The sequence below is a fragment of the Bergeyella cardium genome (genome assembly GCF_003614945.1).
In the GTDB taxonomy this organism is placed as follows: Bacteria; Bacteroidota; Bacteroidia; order Flavobacteriales; family Weeksellaceae; genus Bergeyella_A; species Bergeyella_A cardium.
Genome location: NZ_QYCZ01000001.1, coordinates 750,039 through 767,578, shown reverse-complemented (window position 1 = coordinate 767,578; position 17,540 = coordinate 750,039). Strand labels below are relative to the sequence as shown.

Sequence of the window (17,540 nt, the reverse complement as noted above, 5' to 3'; positions counted from 1 at the left end):
TTTTGCTCATATCATAAAGAAATCTTTATCTTTGAAAGCAAAAAAAAGATGAAAAAAGTAGTATTTTCTGCATTAATTGCAATGGGAGCAGTAACACTTTCAAATGCTCAAATCAAGTTAGACAAAGTTATCAACACCGCTTCAAAAGGTGTAAAAGCTCTTAGCTTCTCCAACGAAGATGCAAAGAGACTTTCCAAAGAAGCAGTAGATTGGATGGATGAACACAACAAAGTAGCCAATGCAAAAAGCCCATACACCAAAAGGCTGAACAAACTCTTCGCAAAACACAAAAACGAGGACGGGCTTACGCTGAACTACAAAGTGTATTTGGTAACCGACATCAATGCTTTTGCGTGTGCAGACGGTAGCGTGAGGGTATTCTCTTCATTGATGGATATTATGACTGATGATGAACTATTGGCGATTATCGGGCACGAAATCGGGCATGTGAAGAATGAAGATACCAAAGATGCGATTAAGTCCGCTTATCTGAAAGCAGCAGCATTAGACGCTGCATCTATGGCATCCAGTACCGTACAGAAGCTCAACGATAGCCAGCTCGGTACTTTAGCAAGTGCAATGCTAGACTCTTCACACTCAAGAAAGCAGGAATCTCAAGCCGATGATTACAGCTACGAATTTATGAAGAAACACGGCTATAATGTAATGGGTGCCTATACCGCATTTAAGAAATTTGCATTACTCACCAAAGAAAAGCCTACTACATTCCAAAAAATGATGAGCTCCCACCCAGATAGTGAAAAAAGAGCCGAAGCAGTGAAGAAAAAAGCGAAAAAAGACGGACTTTGGAATGACCCAGGAGAGATTACCCTCCCTACAAAAAAGAAATAAACAACCCGCCAGAAGCTAACATCAGTTTCTGGCTGTTTTTTGTTCCACTCATTCAAAATCATTACATTTGTTCCCATTAAAAAATTAAGAATAATGGCTTATAACTTACTAAAAGGCAAAAAAGGAATTATCTTCGGAGCGCTAAACAACCAGTCTATCGCGTGGAAAGTAGCAGAAAAATGCTATGAAGAAGGAGCGGAGTTTATATTGTCTAATGCTCCAATAGCCCTGAGAATGGGAGAGCTGAACGAATTGGCAGAAAAGACAGGCGCAGAAGTCATAGGAGCCGATGCTACCTCAGTAGAAGACCTTGAAAAACTCTTTGATGCAGCTATTGCCAAGTTTGGAAAGATAGATTTCATCCTCCACTCCATCGGGATGTCTGTAAATGTGAGAAAAGGGAAAAAATACACAGAACTGAACTACGACTGGCTAGAAAAAGGCTGGGATGTATCTGCAGTTTCCTTCCACAAAGTGATGAAAGTAGCCTACGAGAAAGATTGTATGAATGAATGGGGCTCCATCCTCGCACTGACCTATATCGCAGCGCAGAGAACCTTCCCTGACTATAACGATATGGCGGATAATAAATCTTTTCTTGAAAGCATTGCGAGGAGTTTTGGATACTATTGGGGAGAGCGAAAGGTAAGGGTGAATACCATATCCCAATCCCCTACGATGACTACTGCCGGCAGTGGTATTAAGGGCTTTGGTGGCTTCTTCGGATATGCAGAAGATATGTCTCCACTCGGAAATGCAAGTGCAGAGGAGTGCGCCAACTACTGTATAGCGATGTTCTCTGACCTTACGAGGAAAGTAACGATGCAAAACCTCTTCCACGATGGTGGGTTTAGCAATACAGGCGTTTCTCAAAAGATTGTCGATAGATACAGCGAAAGAGAAGAATAATCTCAACCCTTTAATTCTAAAAAATACTTTATCCCAACTCAGTTTTGACCTCAAAAACTGAGTTTTTTAATGCGGAAATGAATAGAAATAATTATTTTCGCAAAATCTAAAAATAGAATTGATGAGTTCAGAGAAAGAAATGTCTTTTTGGGGGCATATAGGCGAGCTGAGGGGGCATCTCATCCGCAGTATTATAGCGATTGTTATCGGGGCAATCATCATAGGCTTTAATATAGAGTGGCTGATGGATAATGTATTCTTTGGCCCTACGAAGAATGACTTCCCTACCTTTCGTTTGATTAACTACCTCTCTCGCGAGCTTGTGGGGAGCGATAGCTTCCACCTGCCTGATGAATTCCGAGTACAGCAGAAGAAACTTTTCCAGCAATTTAATGTAATGATGGCGGTTTCTATCTTTGGTGGGATCGTAGCCGCATTCCCGTATATTGTCTGGGAAATATGGCGGTTTGTAAGCCCTGCTCTGCACCCAAACGAGAAGAAAAATTCTGCCTTTATGATTAATTTCATCTGGGTATTATTCATCATTGGAGTGCTTACGGGCTATTTTTTAATCCTCCCACTGGCGATTAATTTCGGATTGCTATTCAAAATCTCTGGCTCGATAGAGCAGCTGTTCGATTTATCTGATTATACTACCCTCTTCCTCCAAGTCGTACTCGGAATGGGTGTGCTTTTCCTCTTCCCTGTTATCGTTTATTTCCTTACCAACATCGGAATCCTCACCCCAATGTTCCTGCGAACTTACAGACGGCACGCCATCGTCCTCATAATGACGGTAGCGGCAATCGTAACCCCTGCTGATGTGCTAAGTATGCTGGCTGCGGCTTTCCCCCTGCTGATTCTCTATGAATTTAGCGTAATGCTATCGGCAAGAGTGTATAAACGGGTACAAAAACGAGGGTTAGGAGTCTAATTTTCCGCAATGATGAAGCGATGATTGTTGGATAAATCAGACAATAGATGAGCATTAAACCGATGAAAAAGCTCGAGGGTCTCCTGCCCGAGTTTTTGGTTTATTTCAAGAAAAATCAATCCCTCCTCACTGAGTATTTGAGTAGCATCTTGGGCAATTTTCCTGTAAAATACGAGCGGGTCTTCGGTAGGTGAGAAAAGAGCGAGCCGAGGCTCATAATTTTTAACCGAAGGAAGGATTTCTGCTGCCTCTTCTTTGGCGATATAGGGCGGATTGGAGATGATGACATCAAACTTTTCTGCAAAATCGGTAGAGAGGTAATCGGTTTGAATAAAATGGACTTCCACCTCGTTACTAAGGGCATTTTTTTGAGCAATCTGCAAGGCTTTTTCAGAAATATCAATAGAGAAAATCTCTGCATTTGGGAGGTTTTTCTTTAAACTAATGGGGATAATCCCACTTCCTGTGCCTATTTCCAATATCCTAAGGGGGCGACTGGCGAATTTTTCCTTTATCTTTTTTAAAGCGAGCTCTATGAGCTCTTCCGTTTCAGGACGAGGGATGAGGACGCCTTCTTCTACAAAGAATCTAAGCCCAAAGAAGTGGGTTTCACCTAAAACATACTGATATGGTCGGTGATTTTTGAGCTCATCAAGGTGGTTTTTGAGCTGAGAAGCTATTTCTTGCGGGAGCTCTTCATCGGAATGGAGGCGCTGCTCGTACCTCTGCCAATGCAATAGCTTTTCTACGAGAAGATACAGGATAAACGCGCTTTCGGTGGGAGTATAAAAAGGTAAAAGCTCGGTTTGATAACGATTTTTAAGGCTATTGAGCGTCATATTCTACCTTATAAAGACGAGTTTGGAATCGGTTGAGCGCTCATCATCTAAGAGATAGCCACCATCGTTAAAAGCCTTTACTTCCTCTAAGGTTTTTAGTTGGTTTTGGGCACAGAATCTTATCATCAGCCCTCTGGCGTGCTTGGTATAGACTACGATGGTTTTAGGTTTTCCTGAGCTCATTTCATAAAATTCAAAGTCTATCCATTTTCCTTTTAAATTCTTTCTGTTTAGTGCCTTGCTGTACTCTGCACTGGCTAAATTGAGGATAGCTTCGCCTTCTTCCAGCTCGGAATTGAAGTGATGGGTGAGCCTTTCGGACCAGAAATCATAGAGGTTTTTATAGCCTTCAAACTGGAAAGCCCTGCCCATTTCTAAGCGGTAGAGCATTATGCGGTCAGAGGGTCTTAGCAAGCCATAAAGCCCAGAGAGAATCCTGTAATTTTCCTGTAAATACTCCACCGCTTGTGGGGCGAGGCTATCTGCATCGAGGCCTTTATAGACTTCTCCCGTAAAGGTGTAGAGGGCAGAGCTGCTGTGCTCAGAATCTGGAGCTGGTGACCATTTTTGGTTTCTTTCCCAGTTTTCATCGGCGAGTTTTTGGGAGATTTCCATCAGTTCGGAAAGAAATTTAGGGCTTTTCTCCCTCAAATGAGATTGTATAAGCTCGGCTTCTTTTATGAAACTGGGCGTAGTAGGCGTAAGTATGCTCTGATGAGCGTTGAGCTTCATCAATTTGGCGGGTGAGGATATGATTTTCATTAAAAATAGTTTAAAAAATTAGAGAATTCCTTTTCCTTGTCGGATAATTTCGGGGTTTCCGGAAGTGAGATCGACAATTGTAGAGGCGATATTGCCGCCAAAGCCTGAGTCTATCACGATATCCACAAGATGGTCGTATTTCTCAGCGATGAGCTCGGGGTCTGTGGAGTATTCGAGCACCTCATCTTCATCCTTGATAGAAGTAGAGGCGATGGGATAGCCCATTTTCTCTACGATAAGCTGCGGTATGGGGTGGTCGGGCACCCTAATCCCAATAGTTTTCTTGCCTTTGTAGGCTAGGGGGAGGCTTTTATTCGCCTCCAAGATAAAGGTAAAGTTGCCCGGTATATGGCTTTTCAAAAACCTGAAAGTAGCGGTATCTATGGGTTTTGTGAACTCCGAAAGGTGGCTCAGATTATTGCAAATAATGGAAAAATGGGCTTTTTCGAGTTTTATTTTCTTGATTTGAGCCAATCTCTCCATCGCCTTGATATCAAAAATATTGCAGCCTAAGGCATAGACCGTATCCGATGGGTAAATGATGAGCTTGCCCTGCTGCAAAGCCTTTACGACCTCATCTATCAAGTGCTCCTGAGGGTTTTCTGGGTATATTTTAATGATTTTTGCCATAGTGCAAAGGTAATTAATCTGCTCAATTATTTTATTTTCCCTCCCGACCCGCTGGCGTGGGGAGCACACCGTAGCTGGTGAGGCCTTTTTTTCATTTTTCTTCCCAACAGCCCACTGGCGTGGGGAGCAATTATTTTTAAGTGCATCACCGGCTACGGTGCGTGGGGAGTACTTATTTCATTTTTGCTCCAAACGATAAGAAATAAGAAAACCCTCTTTTATTAAGAGGGCGAGAAAATCAGTTGATAAAATAAATCTAATTTTTAATTCTTATGCCTGCTTTTTTTTGCCTTTCGGCTCTTTTTTAGGGCTTTTTTGCAGTTATTTAGGTTAGACTTTTTAGGGTTAGAAGGGGATTGCGGGGCTATTCTATCATTGGAAGGGGAATGGTCATCAGACATCGTGGTGTAATAAATAGGCATTCCATTTGGGTCAAACCCCTGAAGCTCAAAATAGCTCCCATTCGCATTTCCAGAATAGGGAATCCCGAGCTCTTTTGCCTTTCTCTGGAGCTCCTCCTTGCTCATTTTATTCTTTTTTAGGTTTTCGGAAAGCTTTTTTAAAGCCGTAGTATCGGTTTTATTTTTCATATTGAGAATATCTTTTTCGGTTTGTGAAAATAAATAGGTAGTAAAGAGGCTTAGTGTGAGGATGAATATTCTACTTACTGTTTTCTTGCTTAGTGTTTTCATTTTTTTGATTTTGATAATATGCTGCGAAAATAATGCCAGTACTGGTAACAAAAAGGCTTACCAAAACCAGTAAGCCTTTCACATAAAATATTATGATATGAAAATTACACTCTATGCTTCTACAGAAAACTCTTTTTCTAACTCAATAGACTTAGGGAAAAGGATATTGTTTTCTATGTGGATGTGTCTGTGTAAGTCATCTTCAAACTCTTGGAGCATAGCAAATGCTACTCTGTAAGTATTGCAAGCATCGGCAGGTGGAGTATAATCATCAGTGATTTCAGCGATTTTTCTGAATCTTTCTCCCTCTACATTGTGCTCGTGCTTCATCATACTCACTGGGTTTTCTACTGAACCGAACTGAGGCTGCTTAAGAGGCTCACCTGTTTGCTTAGCTTTCACCATATTTTTAATGAATGGGAAAAGGATAAGCTCTTCTTTTTTAAGGTGAGCACCTAAATCCTGAGCAGATGCATCGAAGAGTTCTTTAATTTCAAATAGCTCTGGGTGTCTTCCTCCGTGTACTTTGCAAAGCTTATCGAGGAAAGCTTGGATAATAGGAGTTTTTTCCTCTACATACCTGTGGTGGATTCTCTCTACATAATCTGCCAAGAGATCCAGTGGCCAAGAGGAGAAGTCAATATCTCCACCATTTCCTTTTGGAAGCTCATCAATTGCTTTGTAGATAACGGCAGGGTCAATTTTCTTAGCAGTACAAGCTGCTTCAATTGTTCTACCGCCATTACAGCAAAAGTCAATTTTATGTCTCTTAAAAATTGCAGCTGTTCTGAAGTCTTCAGCTACAATATCTCCAATAAACGCATTTTGTAAGTCCATAATTTCACAAAAATTTAAATTAATATAATACTTTTTTATCCTTTATTTGATTAAAAAAATAGGCACTGCTCTATTTTTTACCTCGCAAAGGTATAATAAATTTAGCAATGCCCAAAACTGGTTTATTTTTTCAGGGAGAGAATGTACTGTACCATTAGTTTAGCATTCTCATCACTAAGACCGGCGTGTGGTGTCATTGGGATATCTCCCCAGCTACCGCTACCACCATCGATAATCTTTTTAGCCAGTTTATCAATATCTGCTTCGGTGTATTTATCTGCTACCTCTTGAAGAGATGGGCCTACTAGCTTAGCATCTACCTTATGGCAGCCCACACAGTCCATTCCCTCAAGGAGTTTCTGACCTTTTGCTTCTGGAGTATCTGCTGCACCTGAATCTCCAGCAGTAGAAGCAGTAGGCTCTTCAAGCATTACATTGGTTTCTGGCTCTGGCTGAGATGCCTCTTCTTTTTTAGAACAAGAAATCACAGCAATTGATAATACACAGATCGTTAAGAATAATCGTTTCATAATCTTTTTTAATTTTAAAGTTCCAAATTTAATTATTTTTTTGTTTGTTTTCGTACTTCTTTTACGGTGCCTTCTACATCAAGGCTTAGCCCTTCTTTCTGGAAAGCGAGGACACCATTTTTATCAAAAACGCTAATGATATTAGAGTGAGAGAAATCTATTGGAGAGATTTGTTTATACTTTACAGCAAGTACATTGGCAAGCTCTCGGGTTTCTTCAATGCTACTTCTGAGGAAGAGCCATTTCTCATTCTGAAATTTATTTCGTTTAAGATAGTCTTTCATTACTTCTGGAGTATCGTGCTCAGGGTCTATTGATACCAAAACATAGCGGATATCTTCTTGAGGTATATCGTCGGTTTCTCTTGCGATTTTTTCCATTTCTGCTGTAAGCTGAGGGCAAGCTGTTTTACAGGAGGTATAAATCATTACCATTACAACAACTTTACCTTTAAGGTCTGCGAGGTGGATTTTATCCGCATTTTGATTTTCCCATTCTGATGAGAGGTTATAGACGGAGCTTTGGGGCAGTGTTTCGGGTTTTGTCTGTTTGCAGGAAGACAGCCCGAGGACTAATATAAAAATAAAGAGGAATCTCATAATTAGTAATTATAATTCTATTTAACCTTAATCAATATCTTTTGCACATCTGAATCCGAGGTTGTTTATACAGTAATTTGCCTGTATACTCCCTCTCAGTGCAAAGCGCATAAAAGCAGCATAGTTTCTCAGGTCAGAAGAGGTAAGAGCCCCTGCCGCACAGTAGAGACCTTCGTTTTCTGATTTATCATTTCGGGATTCTCCAGTCATCATCACAGAGCTGAAGTCTTCTGTCCATTCCCATACTACGCCGTACATATCATACAGCCCATAATAATTAGGTCTGTTTTGTTTCACAGGCTTTTTGTACTTATACTTTTTCTGATAAGAATTAAGTATATAAGCCGTAAATTCTGGTTTTAATGAGGCATTAGCCGTATGCTCATCTGCAAGGGCAGCAAACTCCCATTCATCTACGGTAGGCAGGCGCTTTCCTACGCTTTTTGCATAGGCTACAGCGGCAAACCAAGAGACATTGGTTACGGGTGCATCTGGGCTCACACCTTCTGGAAATTCAAAATCAGATTTCCAGTTTTTAAGATAATTTTCATCTGCCTTCAGCCTTAATACATTATTTCTTGTCCATTGAGGATTAGCTTTTAGAAATTTCAGATACTCAGCATTTGTTACAGCGGTTTCATCCAGATAGAATGCTTTTACGCGCACTATATTTCCAGAATCTTTTCCGTAGAATGCCTGATAAGAGCCGCTATCTATCTTCACCATTTTCTTATTTGTACTAATGGCGTTGATGGAATCTCTTATTACAGAAATATCGACAGGCTGCTTCTTGTCTGAACAAGAAATAATGAATATTAAGACGGATATGAATAAATATCTTATCACTTAAATGGTGATTTAATTATCTCTTTTCTTGAATACCTTAGGGTTTTCTTCTCCTGTTACTACGATTTTCCCTAATGCACCTTTATTAAATGCTCTGAATATAGAGTGATCTACGATAACATAGCTTCCTGGTACGGTTGCTTTAAACTCTACTATTGCAGCGCCTCCGGCAGGGATTAGTGTAGTCTGTACATTTTCATTTACCTTGCTCGCGCCTTCCATATATACTCTATCGAAGATTTCGCCTATGATGTGGAAAGATGATACTAAGTTCGGACCGCCGTTTCCTACGAATATTCTCACGGTTTCTCCGGTTTTCACTTGTAGTTCTTTACCGTTGAGGAGTGAGCCTGTATTCCCGTTGAAGACCACATAATCTGGTTTTTCGGCAATTGCTTTATCCATATCAAAGTCTTGCAGGCCTTTCTCTCCGAATGCACCTTTGGTATAGAAGTCTCCTTGCATAATGTAGAATTCTTTATCCACTTTTGGGAGGCCTCCTTTAGGTTCTATGAGGATGAGCCCATACATACCATTTGCGATGTGCACACCTACTGGAGCCGTAGCGCAGTGATAAACATAAAGCCCAGGATTGGTCGCTTTAAAATTAAACACCGCTTCTTTCCCTGGTGGTACAAAGGTAGCCTCCGCTCCTCCTCCTGGCCCATTCACAGCGTGCAAGTCTATGTTGTGCGGAAAGTTTGAGTTCTCATTGTTTTTCAGGTGGAGCTCTATTTCATCTCCTACTCTTGCACGGATAAATGCTCCTGGCACTGTACCATTAAAAGTCCAGAAATTATACTGCGTACCATCTGCCAACTCGCCTATTTTCTCGATGGTTTCAAGTTTTACAATAAGTTTTTTAGCCTCTCTATCTCCTACTGGAGCTGGTACATTGGGCGGAGAGGTTACCTCTGCCTCCTCAAAGTTTCCTTTTGCTTCAATTTTCTGTCCTTCTTCGGAAGGGAAAGAAGTAGAATCACTCACTGTTTCCTGCTTGAAGGACTGCAATCCAAGTGCTACGCTTAGTAATGCTACCAAAAAAGTTTTTTGTTTCATAGTAACAATATATTATATAAATTTTACTCTCAAATAATCTTCTACGCATCACAATCCGCAACTTTCAGAAAGGTGAGATTAGAGTCTATACCCTCTGCCAGCATTTTAATTTTAAAGTTTTCCAGCATATTTTTCATATCCTGTTTTATATATTTAAACTGATTGTGTATCGGGCAGGGGTGGTCTTCTGAACATTCTTTAAGACCCAAGCCACAACTAGTAAATAGCTTATCTCCATCTATTTCCCTCACTATTTCTGCCAGAGACATTTCAAGGTTTTCCTTACTCATATAGAAGCCTCCATTAGGCCCTTTGACGGACTGCACATAGCCCTTTCTGCTGAGCTCTTGCAATATTTTAGCGATAAAATACTCTGGAGAGTCTATCCCCACAGCTATATCTTTTATCCCTACCTTTTCTCCATTCTTAGCTTTCTGAGCTATATATATCAAAGCCCTAATGGCGTATTCACAAGTCTTAGAAAACATTTATTTATTATCAATTTAATAGGCACAAAATTAGCAAAAAGACAAAAAGCTCCTTTATTTAATGTATGATACTTATCATACGACTGATATTTTTACAATTTCAAAACAATTTCAAAATAGAAAAAACTCAATACAAAAATATTTTCATCACTTAAAAAATATTTTATAGAATATGCTATATTAGCACCCTTAAAGATATACCGTCTTCTACAAGTCTGCTACAGGCTTTATATGGTATAATTTTTGGTAAAAAGAGAAGAATTTTAAAATTAAATACAATGAAAAAGTACTTTAGCTTAATGGTTTTGGGTATGCTGGCTTCATTCCTAATGTGGAGTTGCAGTACAAGAGACAATGACGACAGAATGGACAATGATACCTACTCGGTAGTCTATGATGTAAAAGGGAATTTTAAACTCACGGGGAAACTCTTCGTACTTGGAGGGACTTTCACAAGGGGAATCGCCAGCTCGGATGTAGTGCTCATCTACAAATTAGTAGAAGTGAGCAATGGTAAGAATATCTGGGAACCCTTGCCCGTTATCTACCACGCGAATGAATACAAAGAAATCCCCGCAGGTAAGCAACTGAAATATACATACGAGTTCAGTAGCTCAGGGTTTGATATTATAGCAGGAGGAGATTTTGACCTAAAAGGGCAATCCACCGCCTTTAATGATGGATACCTGAACGGACAAACCTTCAGAATAGTGGTAGTACCGGCAAGCGCTGGAAGGAGAGCAGTGGTAGATTACTCCAACTATGAGGAAGTCATTAAATACTTTAATATTGATGACTCCAAAACAGTGAGTTTATAATTTACTTTTGGCTTTTAGCCTACAGCCAGCAGCTAACAGCCAGTAGCCAATAGCAAAAAATAGTGTCTCTAATAAAGACACTATTTTATTTATAGATTATGGCTAGCAGCTAGTAGCTTACTGCTTAAAGCGATGCAGCGTGTACGAGCATATCTACAAGTTTGTTAGAATAGCCCATTTCGTTATCATACCAAGAAACGAGCTTCACGAAATTAGGAGAAAGCATAATACCTGCATCTTTATCAAAGATGGAAGTTCTCTTATCTCCTACGAAATCCTGAGAAACTACCAAGTCCTCCGTATAACCGAGGATACCTTTGAGTTCTCCTTCGGAAGCCTCTTTTATCGCTGCACAGATTTCATCATAAGTAGCGCCTTTCTCTATTCTCACGGTAAGGTCTACCACAGATACATCTGCTGTAGGAACGCGGAATGACATCCCTGTAAGCTTACCATTGAGAGAAGGGATTACTTTACCCACCGCCTTAGCTGCTCCCGTAGAGGAAGGGATAATGTTATTAAGCGCTGCTCTACCTCCTCTCCAGTCTTTATGAGAAGGACCATCTACGGTTTTCTGGGTAGCTGTAGTAGCGTGTACAGTAGTCATTAAGCCTTCTACGATACCAAATTTATCGTGGATTACTTTTGCTAATGGTGCTAAGCAGTTGGTCGTACAAGATGCATTGGAAAGAATCTTCACATCATCGGTGAGTTCTTTGTGATTTACTCCCATTACGAACATCGGTGTATCGTCTTTTGAAGGAGCAGAAAGAATTACTTTTTTAGCTCCTGCATTGATGTGCGCCTGTGCCAATTCCTTAGTAAGGAAAAGCCCAGTAGACTCTACGATGTAGTCTGCACCTACTTCGTTCCACTTAAGGTTGTTTGGGTCTTTCTCCGCCGTTACACGGATTTTCTTTCCATTCACTACAAGGTGCCCGCCATCTACGCTTACTTCACCTTTAAACTCTCCGTGTACAGAATCATATTTCAGCATATAAGCCATATAATCTGCACTGATAAGGTCATTGATACCTACGACTTCAATGTTACTTCTCTCGGTCATTGCTCGAAATACGAGACGACCAATTCTACCAAATCCGTTGATACCTACTTTGATTGTTGACATAGTGTTAAAAATTTAAAAATTAGAATTTATTTCAGTTTTACGATTATTTATTTCACGGTTTAATTAAATTGCCAGTATTTCAGAAATCGCGATGAGCTCTTCATCTATCGCATTATGTTTTCTAATGGCATCTACTATCGGGGTATAGACTAATTTATTCGAGCGCATCCCTGCCATTACTTTATTTTCTCCGTTCATCAGCCCTATTACGGCACCATAGCCTAATCTACTGGCAAGGACTCTATCGGCACAGCTCGGTGAGCCCCCTCTCTGTATATGCCCGAGCACGGTAACCCTTATATCAAAGTCTGGGAATTCTTTTTTTGTAGATTTTGCCAGCTCATAAATGCCGCCAAGCTCTTCCCCTTCAGCTACTACAACGATGCTTGAGGACTTACCCGATATTTCTGATTTTCTAAAATTATTAAAGAGGTCTTCCATGCTATCCTTTTGCTCGGGGATGAGAATATCTACCGCACCCGTAGCAATACCGCTATTTAATGCAATAAAACCTGCGTCTCTACCCATAACCTCTACAAAGAAAACCCTGTTGTGAGAGGTAGCCGTATCACGGATTTTATCTATGGCATCCATCGCAGTATTGAGGGCTGTATCATAGCCTATGGTATTATCCGTACCGAAGATATCATTATCAATAGTACCTGGTATGCCTATTACTTTGATGTCTGGATATTCATCACTAAAAATTTTTGCACCAGTGAAAGTTCCATCTCCACCAATGCAAACCAAACTGTCTATACCATATTTTTGGAGGTTATCGTAGGCTTTTTTTCTACCTTCTGAGGTTTTAAACTCCATAGAACGGGCAGATTTTAGAATCGTCCCCCCTTGATTGATGATATTCTTCACAGAACGCGGACCCATCTTCGTAAAATCATCATTAATGAGCCCATTATAGCCTTCTCTCACTCCATAGCACTCGATATTAAAGTGGTGTGCCGTTCTTACAACTGCCCTAAGGGCTGCGTTCATACCTGGGGAATCTCCTCCTGAAGTAAATACTGCAATCTTCTTAATCGCGCATTCTTTCATATAGAAAAATTTACCTCACAAAAGTACGAAATTAAGTCGTATGGGCAAGGCTTATCAGAAATCATTTATCTTTGCCCCGCCTTTATTAGAGATGATCTATCTACACATTCCTTTTTGCAAACAGAAATGCAGCTATTGCAATTTTCATTTTTCCACCTCTCTTAGGTTAAAAGACGAGATGCTCCAAGCCCTGGCAAAGGAAATCTCCCTTCGGAAAGATGAAATACCAAGCAAAACCTTAAAAACCCTCTACTTTGGTGGGGGTACTCCTTCTCTATTAAGCCCAAATGAAATCAACCAACTCTTAGATGAAGTTCTGAAATATTTCAGCTTTGATGAAGATATAGAAATCACCTTAGAAGCAAATCCTGATGACTTAAACGAAAACTTTCTGAAAGAGATTTATAAAGCGGGGATTAATCGTCTCTCTATCGGTACACAGAGCTTCTTTGATGCCGACCTCCAGCTGATGAACCGCGCACACAACTCACAGCAGGCAGAAGCATCTATCAAGCGTTCGCAAGATATCGGTATAGAGAACATCAGCATAGACCTCATCTACGGCTCCCCTACTTCCAACTTCCAGATATGGAAACAAAATCTCATTAAGAGTATAGAACTACAAGTGCCCCACATCTCTTCCTATGCGCTCACCATAGAGCCCAAAACCGCCCTTGAAAACTGGATTGGCAAAGGCAAAATACCTGCACCAAAAGAGAGACATCAAAATCAGGAATTCTACTATATGGTAGATTTCTTAAAGGAGCACGGCTTCCAGCACTATGAAATATCCAATTTTGCAAAACCCAACTACCATTCCAAGCACAACTCCGCTTATTGGAAATATGAGCCCTACCTCGGCATAGGTCCCTCTGCACACTCTTATAATGGTCGCGACATCCGTAGCTGGAATATTGCCAACAATCCGCTCTACATAAAGCATCTGAACCAAGGAAACCTCCCTCTCGAGAAAGAAGTCCTCTCCGAAAAAGACCGATACAATGAAATGCTAATGATTGGGCTAAGAACCATCTGGGGAGTAGATTTAGAACGGATAAAAGCTCAATTCTCCTCTGAAATTTATGAGCAATGCCTCAAAAGTCTCCAACCCAAAATTGATGAAGGTATGCTTATCATAGACCATCATCACCTAAAAATTCCCGAGCGGCATTGGTTCTTTGCTGATGGCATCGCTGCAGATTTATTCCTTATATAATTTGATTAGTAATATATCTTCCTGCAAAAGTCTATCCTACTATTTATAGCTACTTTAACTTATAATTAAAAGCAATGAAAAATACTATTAAAGCACTCATAATAGCATTGAGCATTATTTTCACCATTATAGCAAGTCTAAGATTTGCTAATGAATATTCATATAAAAACAGAGGTTCTGAATTAATAGAGCAGATAGAAACATTCAGAAATAAATATGGGAGACTCCCCAATACAATAACAGAAATGGGACTACAAGAGCCAATGAATGATGGTCCTTACTACAGAAAAGAAAACAGCAAACACTATATTATTTTCTTCAATATCGGCTTTGATGAGACAATAATCTACTCTTCCAGAACAAAAGAATGGCAAAATATCCCTTAATAAAATTACTATAAAAATCACCTTTTATTACGATTGTAATATTCTCATAAAAAAATATTTTTATTAATTTTCTTATTATGTTAATCTTTAGATTTAAAATAAGGAATTAGAGCAAAATGGGTATACCACAAAAGAGATCTAAAGAATTTATCTACCTAATAAATCATCCAAGACAATGAAATATACATATTTAAAAACTCATAACAACCCTCCTTTTTATAAGAAATTTCATATTTTTACAATGCATTGCACTGAATTTTTTCAATATAAAATTTATCCAGATATTATATTATTCATAAATTTGTTAGTGAAAAAGTAAAAAAAAGATATTATGAAAAAAGCATTATTATCTCTATTATTTATACCTGCTTTAGGTATTACTCAAAATATTCCTCAATATTATAATAGTATAGACTTCTCTCAACCAAAAAACATTGTAAAACAACAAGTAGAGTATGCCATTAAGAATGGGCATAAAGGAATTACATACAATGATGTCTGGAGTATTCTGCAAAGGGCCGACGAAGACCCTGAAAACAAAGACAATGTACTGCTAATCTATGGCTATACTACACCCAATAGTGATACCCGAACAGACCGCTCAAGAAGTAAAAAAGCATTAGGAAAAGGCGGAAGCCCAGAAGGAAAATGGAATCGTGAGCATGTTTTCGCAAAATCACTCGGAACACCTCCTTTACTAACAAAAAAAGGCGATGCAGGAACAGATGCTCACAACCTGAGAGCAGCCGATGTAAGATGGAACTCCAGAAGAAACAACAGAGCATTCACCAATGGAAGTGGAGAATCTGATATTATAGGTACAGACTGGTATCCTGGCGATGAATGGAAAGGAGATGTAGCCCGCATCATTATGTATATGTATGTTCGCTATGGAAACAGAACCCAGCCCAATAATATAGGTGCAGGGGGAAACTCTGATTTCAACATAAAAGATATGCCCGATATCTTCCTTAAATGGAATGTAGAAGACCCCGTTTCCGATTTTGAAAGAAAAAGAAACGAAGAAATCTTCCGTTCACAGAACAACAGAAATCCGTTTATCGACAACCCTTATCTCGCTACCCTTATCTGGGGAGGAAATAAAGCAGAAGACACTTGGGGAATAGATCCATTATCAACTAATGATGTTTTCGCATCAAAAGCTAATGAACTTCGTCTCTACCCAACCACCCCTTCTGCAAATGAAAATATCAAAGTTTCTGAAAAGGTAAATTCAGTGCATCTATTCAGTATAGATGGCAGATTGGTAAGTGCCCAGACGAAGGTTACTGATAACTTCAATGCCCCGGCACAGCAAGGTATTTATATCGTGAAAATGCTCTCTGCAGCGAATAACAAGGTGGTTTCTAAGAAAATCATTGTAAAATAAAAACTAATCTCCATTCTACTTATAATTACATATGAATAAAGAGCTCCCTAAACCGAGCTCTTTATTTTTTATATCTCCTATCTCTAAGAATACTTTTTATTTATTAGCTTTGCTTGTAAAAAAGATACTCGCTATGAAAAGAATTTTATTATCCATACTTCTCACCCCTGCATTGGGTATTGCTCAGAATATCCCTCAGTATTACACTAATATTGACTTCTCCCAGCCAAAAAATATTGTAAAGCAACAATTAACTTCCACGATTACCAATGGCTACAGAGGTCGCTCATATAATGATGTTTGGAATATCCTCAAAAGGGCAGATGAAGACCCGGAAAATAAACAAAATGTACTCCTCATCTATGGGCATAGTGGCAGTACGAATAACGGTAGCCAAACCGACCGCTCCCGAAAAAAGAATCTTAATGGAGGAGGCTCTGGTCAGTGGAACCGAGAGCATGTAGTTGCAAAAGCATTAGCAAACCCTAAGCTAACCACTGATACAGGGCAGGCAGGAACCGATGCCCACAACCTGAGAGCCTCCGATGTAGATTGGAATGCTTTGAGAAGTAATAAAAAGTTTGCTAATGGCTCAGGAAATTCGGGTGATGTAGGCTCCAACTGGTACCCAGGCGATGAATGGAAAGGAGATGTAGCCCGCATCATTATGTATATGTATCTCCGCTACGGAAACAGAACCCATCCTAATAATATAGGTGTAGGAGGAAATTCTGAATTCAACATAAAAGATATGCCTGATATCTTCCTCAAATGGAATGTAGAAGACCCCGTTTCCGAATTTGAAAGAAAAAGAAACGAAGAAATCTTCCGTTCACAGAACAACAGAAATCCGTTTATCGACAACCCTTATCTCGCTACCCTTATCTGGGGAGGAAATAAAGCAGAAGACACTTGGGGAATAGACCCATTATCAACTAATGATGTTTTTGCATCAAAAGCTAATGAACTTCGTCTCTATCCGACCACTCCTTCTACAAATGAGAATATCAAAGTTTCTGAAAAGGTAAACTCAGTGCATCTATTCAGTATAGATGGTAGATTGGTAAGCGCTCAAACGAAAATTACCGATAACTTCAATGCCCCGGCACAGCAAGGTATTTATATCGTGAAAATGCTCTCTGCAGCGAATAACAAAGCGGTTTCAAAGAAAATTATTGTGAAGTAACCTGAAAAACTTCATTGTATAATAAGTTTTAAAAATTTTAGAAAACTGAAAGTATAAAATTTTGGTGATTTTTAGTAAAACATACTTCGTGATTAATTTTTTATATAATTTTGCAAATGGAACTACACGAAATAAATGAGATTATTAAATCTTTACCTGAAAAGCATAAAGATGCAATTTTGAAATTAATAGACATTAAAACAAATGAAGATATGAAAGAAGTAATTCAAACTATCAAACATTTAGAGAATAGAGTAGATAGCCAAATCAAAATCATACTTTGGGTATTAGGGATTATTATCACTCTAATAGTCTCTGTAATTCTTAAAATGTTTTTATAGAAGATTTTTAATCCCCTCTAAAAAAAAGAGCCTGAATCTTCAAG

20 protein-coding genes and 1 pseudogene are annotated in these 17,540 nt (G+C 39.3%); 9 read left to right on the top strand and 12 right to left on the bottom strand.

Translation table 11 applies throughout. The annotated features are described in order from the left end of the window. Positions 1-48: 48 nt before the first annotated feature. The 3 genes from D8991_RS03470 (at position 49) to tatC (ending at position 2,695) form a co-directional block, all read left to right on the top strand. A complete protein-coding gene (locus D8991_RS03470) occupies positions 49-852 on the top strand; it encodes a M48 family metalloprotease (RefSeq protein WP_120488795.1) in 804 nt (267 codons plus the stop codon). Between the two features lie 93 nt (positions 853-945). Then, positions 946-1,761, top strand: a complete 816-nt coding sequence (locus D8991_RS03465) for an enoyl-ACP reductase FabI (RefSeq protein WP_120488794.1) — start codon at positions 946-948, stop codon at positions 1,759-1,761. 121 nt (positions 1,762-1,882) lie between these two features. Beyond that, positions 1,883-2,695, top strand: a complete 813-nt coding sequence (gene tatC / locus D8991_RS03460) for a twin-arginine translocase subunit TatC (protein ID WP_120488793.1) — start codon at positions 1,883-1,885, stop codon at positions 2,693-2,695. Here the strand turns inward: tatC and prmC are convergent. From prmC to D8991_RS03410, 10 genes and pseudogenes are all read right to left on the bottom strand, one after another. Continuing rightward, entirely contained in the window at positions 2,692-3,534 is an 843-nt protein-coding gene (gene prmC, locus D8991_RS03455; protein ID WP_120488792.1) for a peptide chain release factor N(5)-glutamine methyltransferase, read from the bottom strand. The genes tatC and prmC overlap by 4 nt on opposite strands. Positions 3,535-3,537: 3 nt before the next feature. After that, positions 3,538-4,296, bottom strand: coding sequence for a YaaA family protein (locus D8991_RS03450; RefSeq protein WP_120488791.1), 759 nt, complete (start codon positions 4,294-4,296; stop codon positions 3,538-3,540). 18 nt (positions 4,297-4,314) lie between these two features. Next, positions 4,315-4,926: an L-threonylcarbamoyladenylate synthase gene (locus tag D8991_RS03445; protein WP_120488790.1), complete on the bottom strand. Its 612-nt coding sequence runs from the start codon at positions 4,924-4,926 to the stop codon at positions 4,315-4,317. A gap of 263 nt (positions 4,927-5,189) precedes the next feature. Further along, positions 5,190-5,618 carry a hypothetical protein gene (locus D8991_RS03440; RefSeq protein ID WP_120488789.1) on the bottom strand — a complete coding sequence of 143 codons (429 nt, stop codon included), beginning with the start codon at positions 5,616-5,618 and terminating at the stop codon, positions 5,190-5,192. 111 nt (positions 5,619-5,729) lie between these two features. Further along, entirely contained in the window at positions 5,730-6,455 is a 726-nt protein-coding gene (gene ric, locus D8991_RS03435; protein WP_120488788.1) for an iron-sulfur cluster repair di-iron protein, read from the bottom strand. 122 nt (positions 6,456-6,577) lie between these two features. Beyond that, positions 6,578-6,985: a c-type cytochrome gene (locus tag D8991_RS03430; RefSeq protein ID WP_120488787.1), complete on the bottom strand. Its 408-nt coding sequence runs from the start codon at positions 6,983-6,985 to the stop codon at positions 6,578-6,580. 32 nt (positions 6,986-7,017) lie between these two features. After that, positions 7,018-7,584: an SCO family protein gene (locus tag D8991_RS03425; protein WP_120488786.1), complete on the bottom strand. Its 567-nt coding sequence runs from the start codon at positions 7,582-7,584 to the stop codon at positions 7,018-7,020. A gap of 27 nt (positions 7,585-7,611) precedes the next feature. After that, positions 7,612-8,430, bottom strand: a complete 819-nt coding sequence (locus D8991_RS03420) for a formylglycine-generating enzyme family protein (protein ID WP_120488785.1) — start codon at positions 8,428-8,430, stop codon at positions 7,612-7,614. A 30-nt stretch (positions 8,431-8,460) separates the two neighbouring features. Next, a pseudogene (gene nirK / locus D8991_RS03415) lies at positions 8,461-9,489 on the bottom strand (copper-containing nitrite reductase); the annotation flags it as partial. Between the two features lie 41 nt (positions 9,490-9,530). Then, positions 9,531-9,977, bottom strand: coding sequence for an RrF2 family transcriptional regulator (locus tag D8991_RS03410; protein WP_120488783.1), 447 nt, complete (start codon positions 9,975-9,977; stop codon positions 9,531-9,533). A 278-nt stretch (positions 9,978-10,255) separates the two neighbouring features. On the opposite strand from D8991_RS03410, the gene D8991_RS03405 reads away from it, so the two are divergent. Beyond that, positions 10,256-10,795, top strand: coding sequence for a hypothetical protein (locus D8991_RS03405; RefSeq protein WP_120488782.1), 540 nt, complete (start codon positions 10,256-10,258; stop codon positions 10,793-10,795). A gap of 124 nt (positions 10,796-10,919) precedes the next feature. Here D8991_RS03405 and gap read toward each other — a convergent pair whose 3' ends face one another. Beyond that, a complete protein-coding gene (gene gap, locus D8991_RS03400) occupies positions 10,920-11,924 on the bottom strand; it encodes a type I glyceraldehyde-3-phosphate dehydrogenase (protein ID WP_120488781.1) in 1,005 nt (334 codons plus the stop codon). A gap of 63 nt (positions 11,925-11,987) precedes the next feature. Beyond that, positions 11,988-12,977, bottom strand: a complete 990-nt coding sequence (gene pfkA / locus D8991_RS03395; protein WP_120488780.1) for a 6-phosphofructokinase — start codon at positions 12,975-12,977, stop codon at positions 11,988-11,990. 91 nt (positions 12,978-13,068) lie between these two features. Here pfkA and hemW point away from each other — a divergent pair, with 91 nt between their 5' ends. From hemW to D8991_RS03370, 5 genes are all read left to right on the top strand, one after another. After that, positions 13,069-14,193, top strand: a complete 1,125-nt coding sequence (gene hemW, locus D8991_RS03390; protein WP_120489681.1) for a radical SAM family heme chaperone HemW — start codon at positions 13,069-13,071, stop codon at positions 14,191-14,193. A 74-nt stretch (positions 14,194-14,267) separates the two neighbouring features. After that, positions 14,268-14,579 carry a hypothetical protein gene (locus tag D8991_RS03385; protein WP_120488779.1) on the top strand — a complete coding sequence of 104 codons (312 nt, stop codon included), beginning with the start codon at positions 14,268-14,270 and terminating at the stop codon, positions 14,577-14,579. Between the two features lie 331 nt (positions 14,580-14,910). Further along, the gene (locus tag D8991_RS03380; RefSeq protein ID WP_120488778.1) at positions 14,911-15,969 is read left to right on the top strand and encodes an endonuclease; all 1,059 of its coding nucleotides are present in this window, start codon (positions 14,911-14,913) and stop codon (positions 15,967-15,969) included. A 133-nt stretch (positions 15,970-16,102) separates the two neighbouring features. After that, positions 16,103-17,155: an endonuclease gene (locus tag D8991_RS03375; RefSeq protein WP_160223661.1), complete on the top strand. Its 1,053-nt coding sequence runs from the start codon at positions 16,103-16,105 to the stop codon at positions 17,153-17,155. A gap of 116 nt (positions 17,156-17,271) precedes the next feature. Further along, positions 17,272-17,496, top strand: a complete 225-nt coding sequence (locus D8991_RS03370; RefSeq protein WP_120488776.1) for a hypothetical protein — start codon at positions 17,272-17,274, stop codon at positions 17,494-17,496. Positions 17,497-17,540 lie beyond the last annotated feature (44 nt).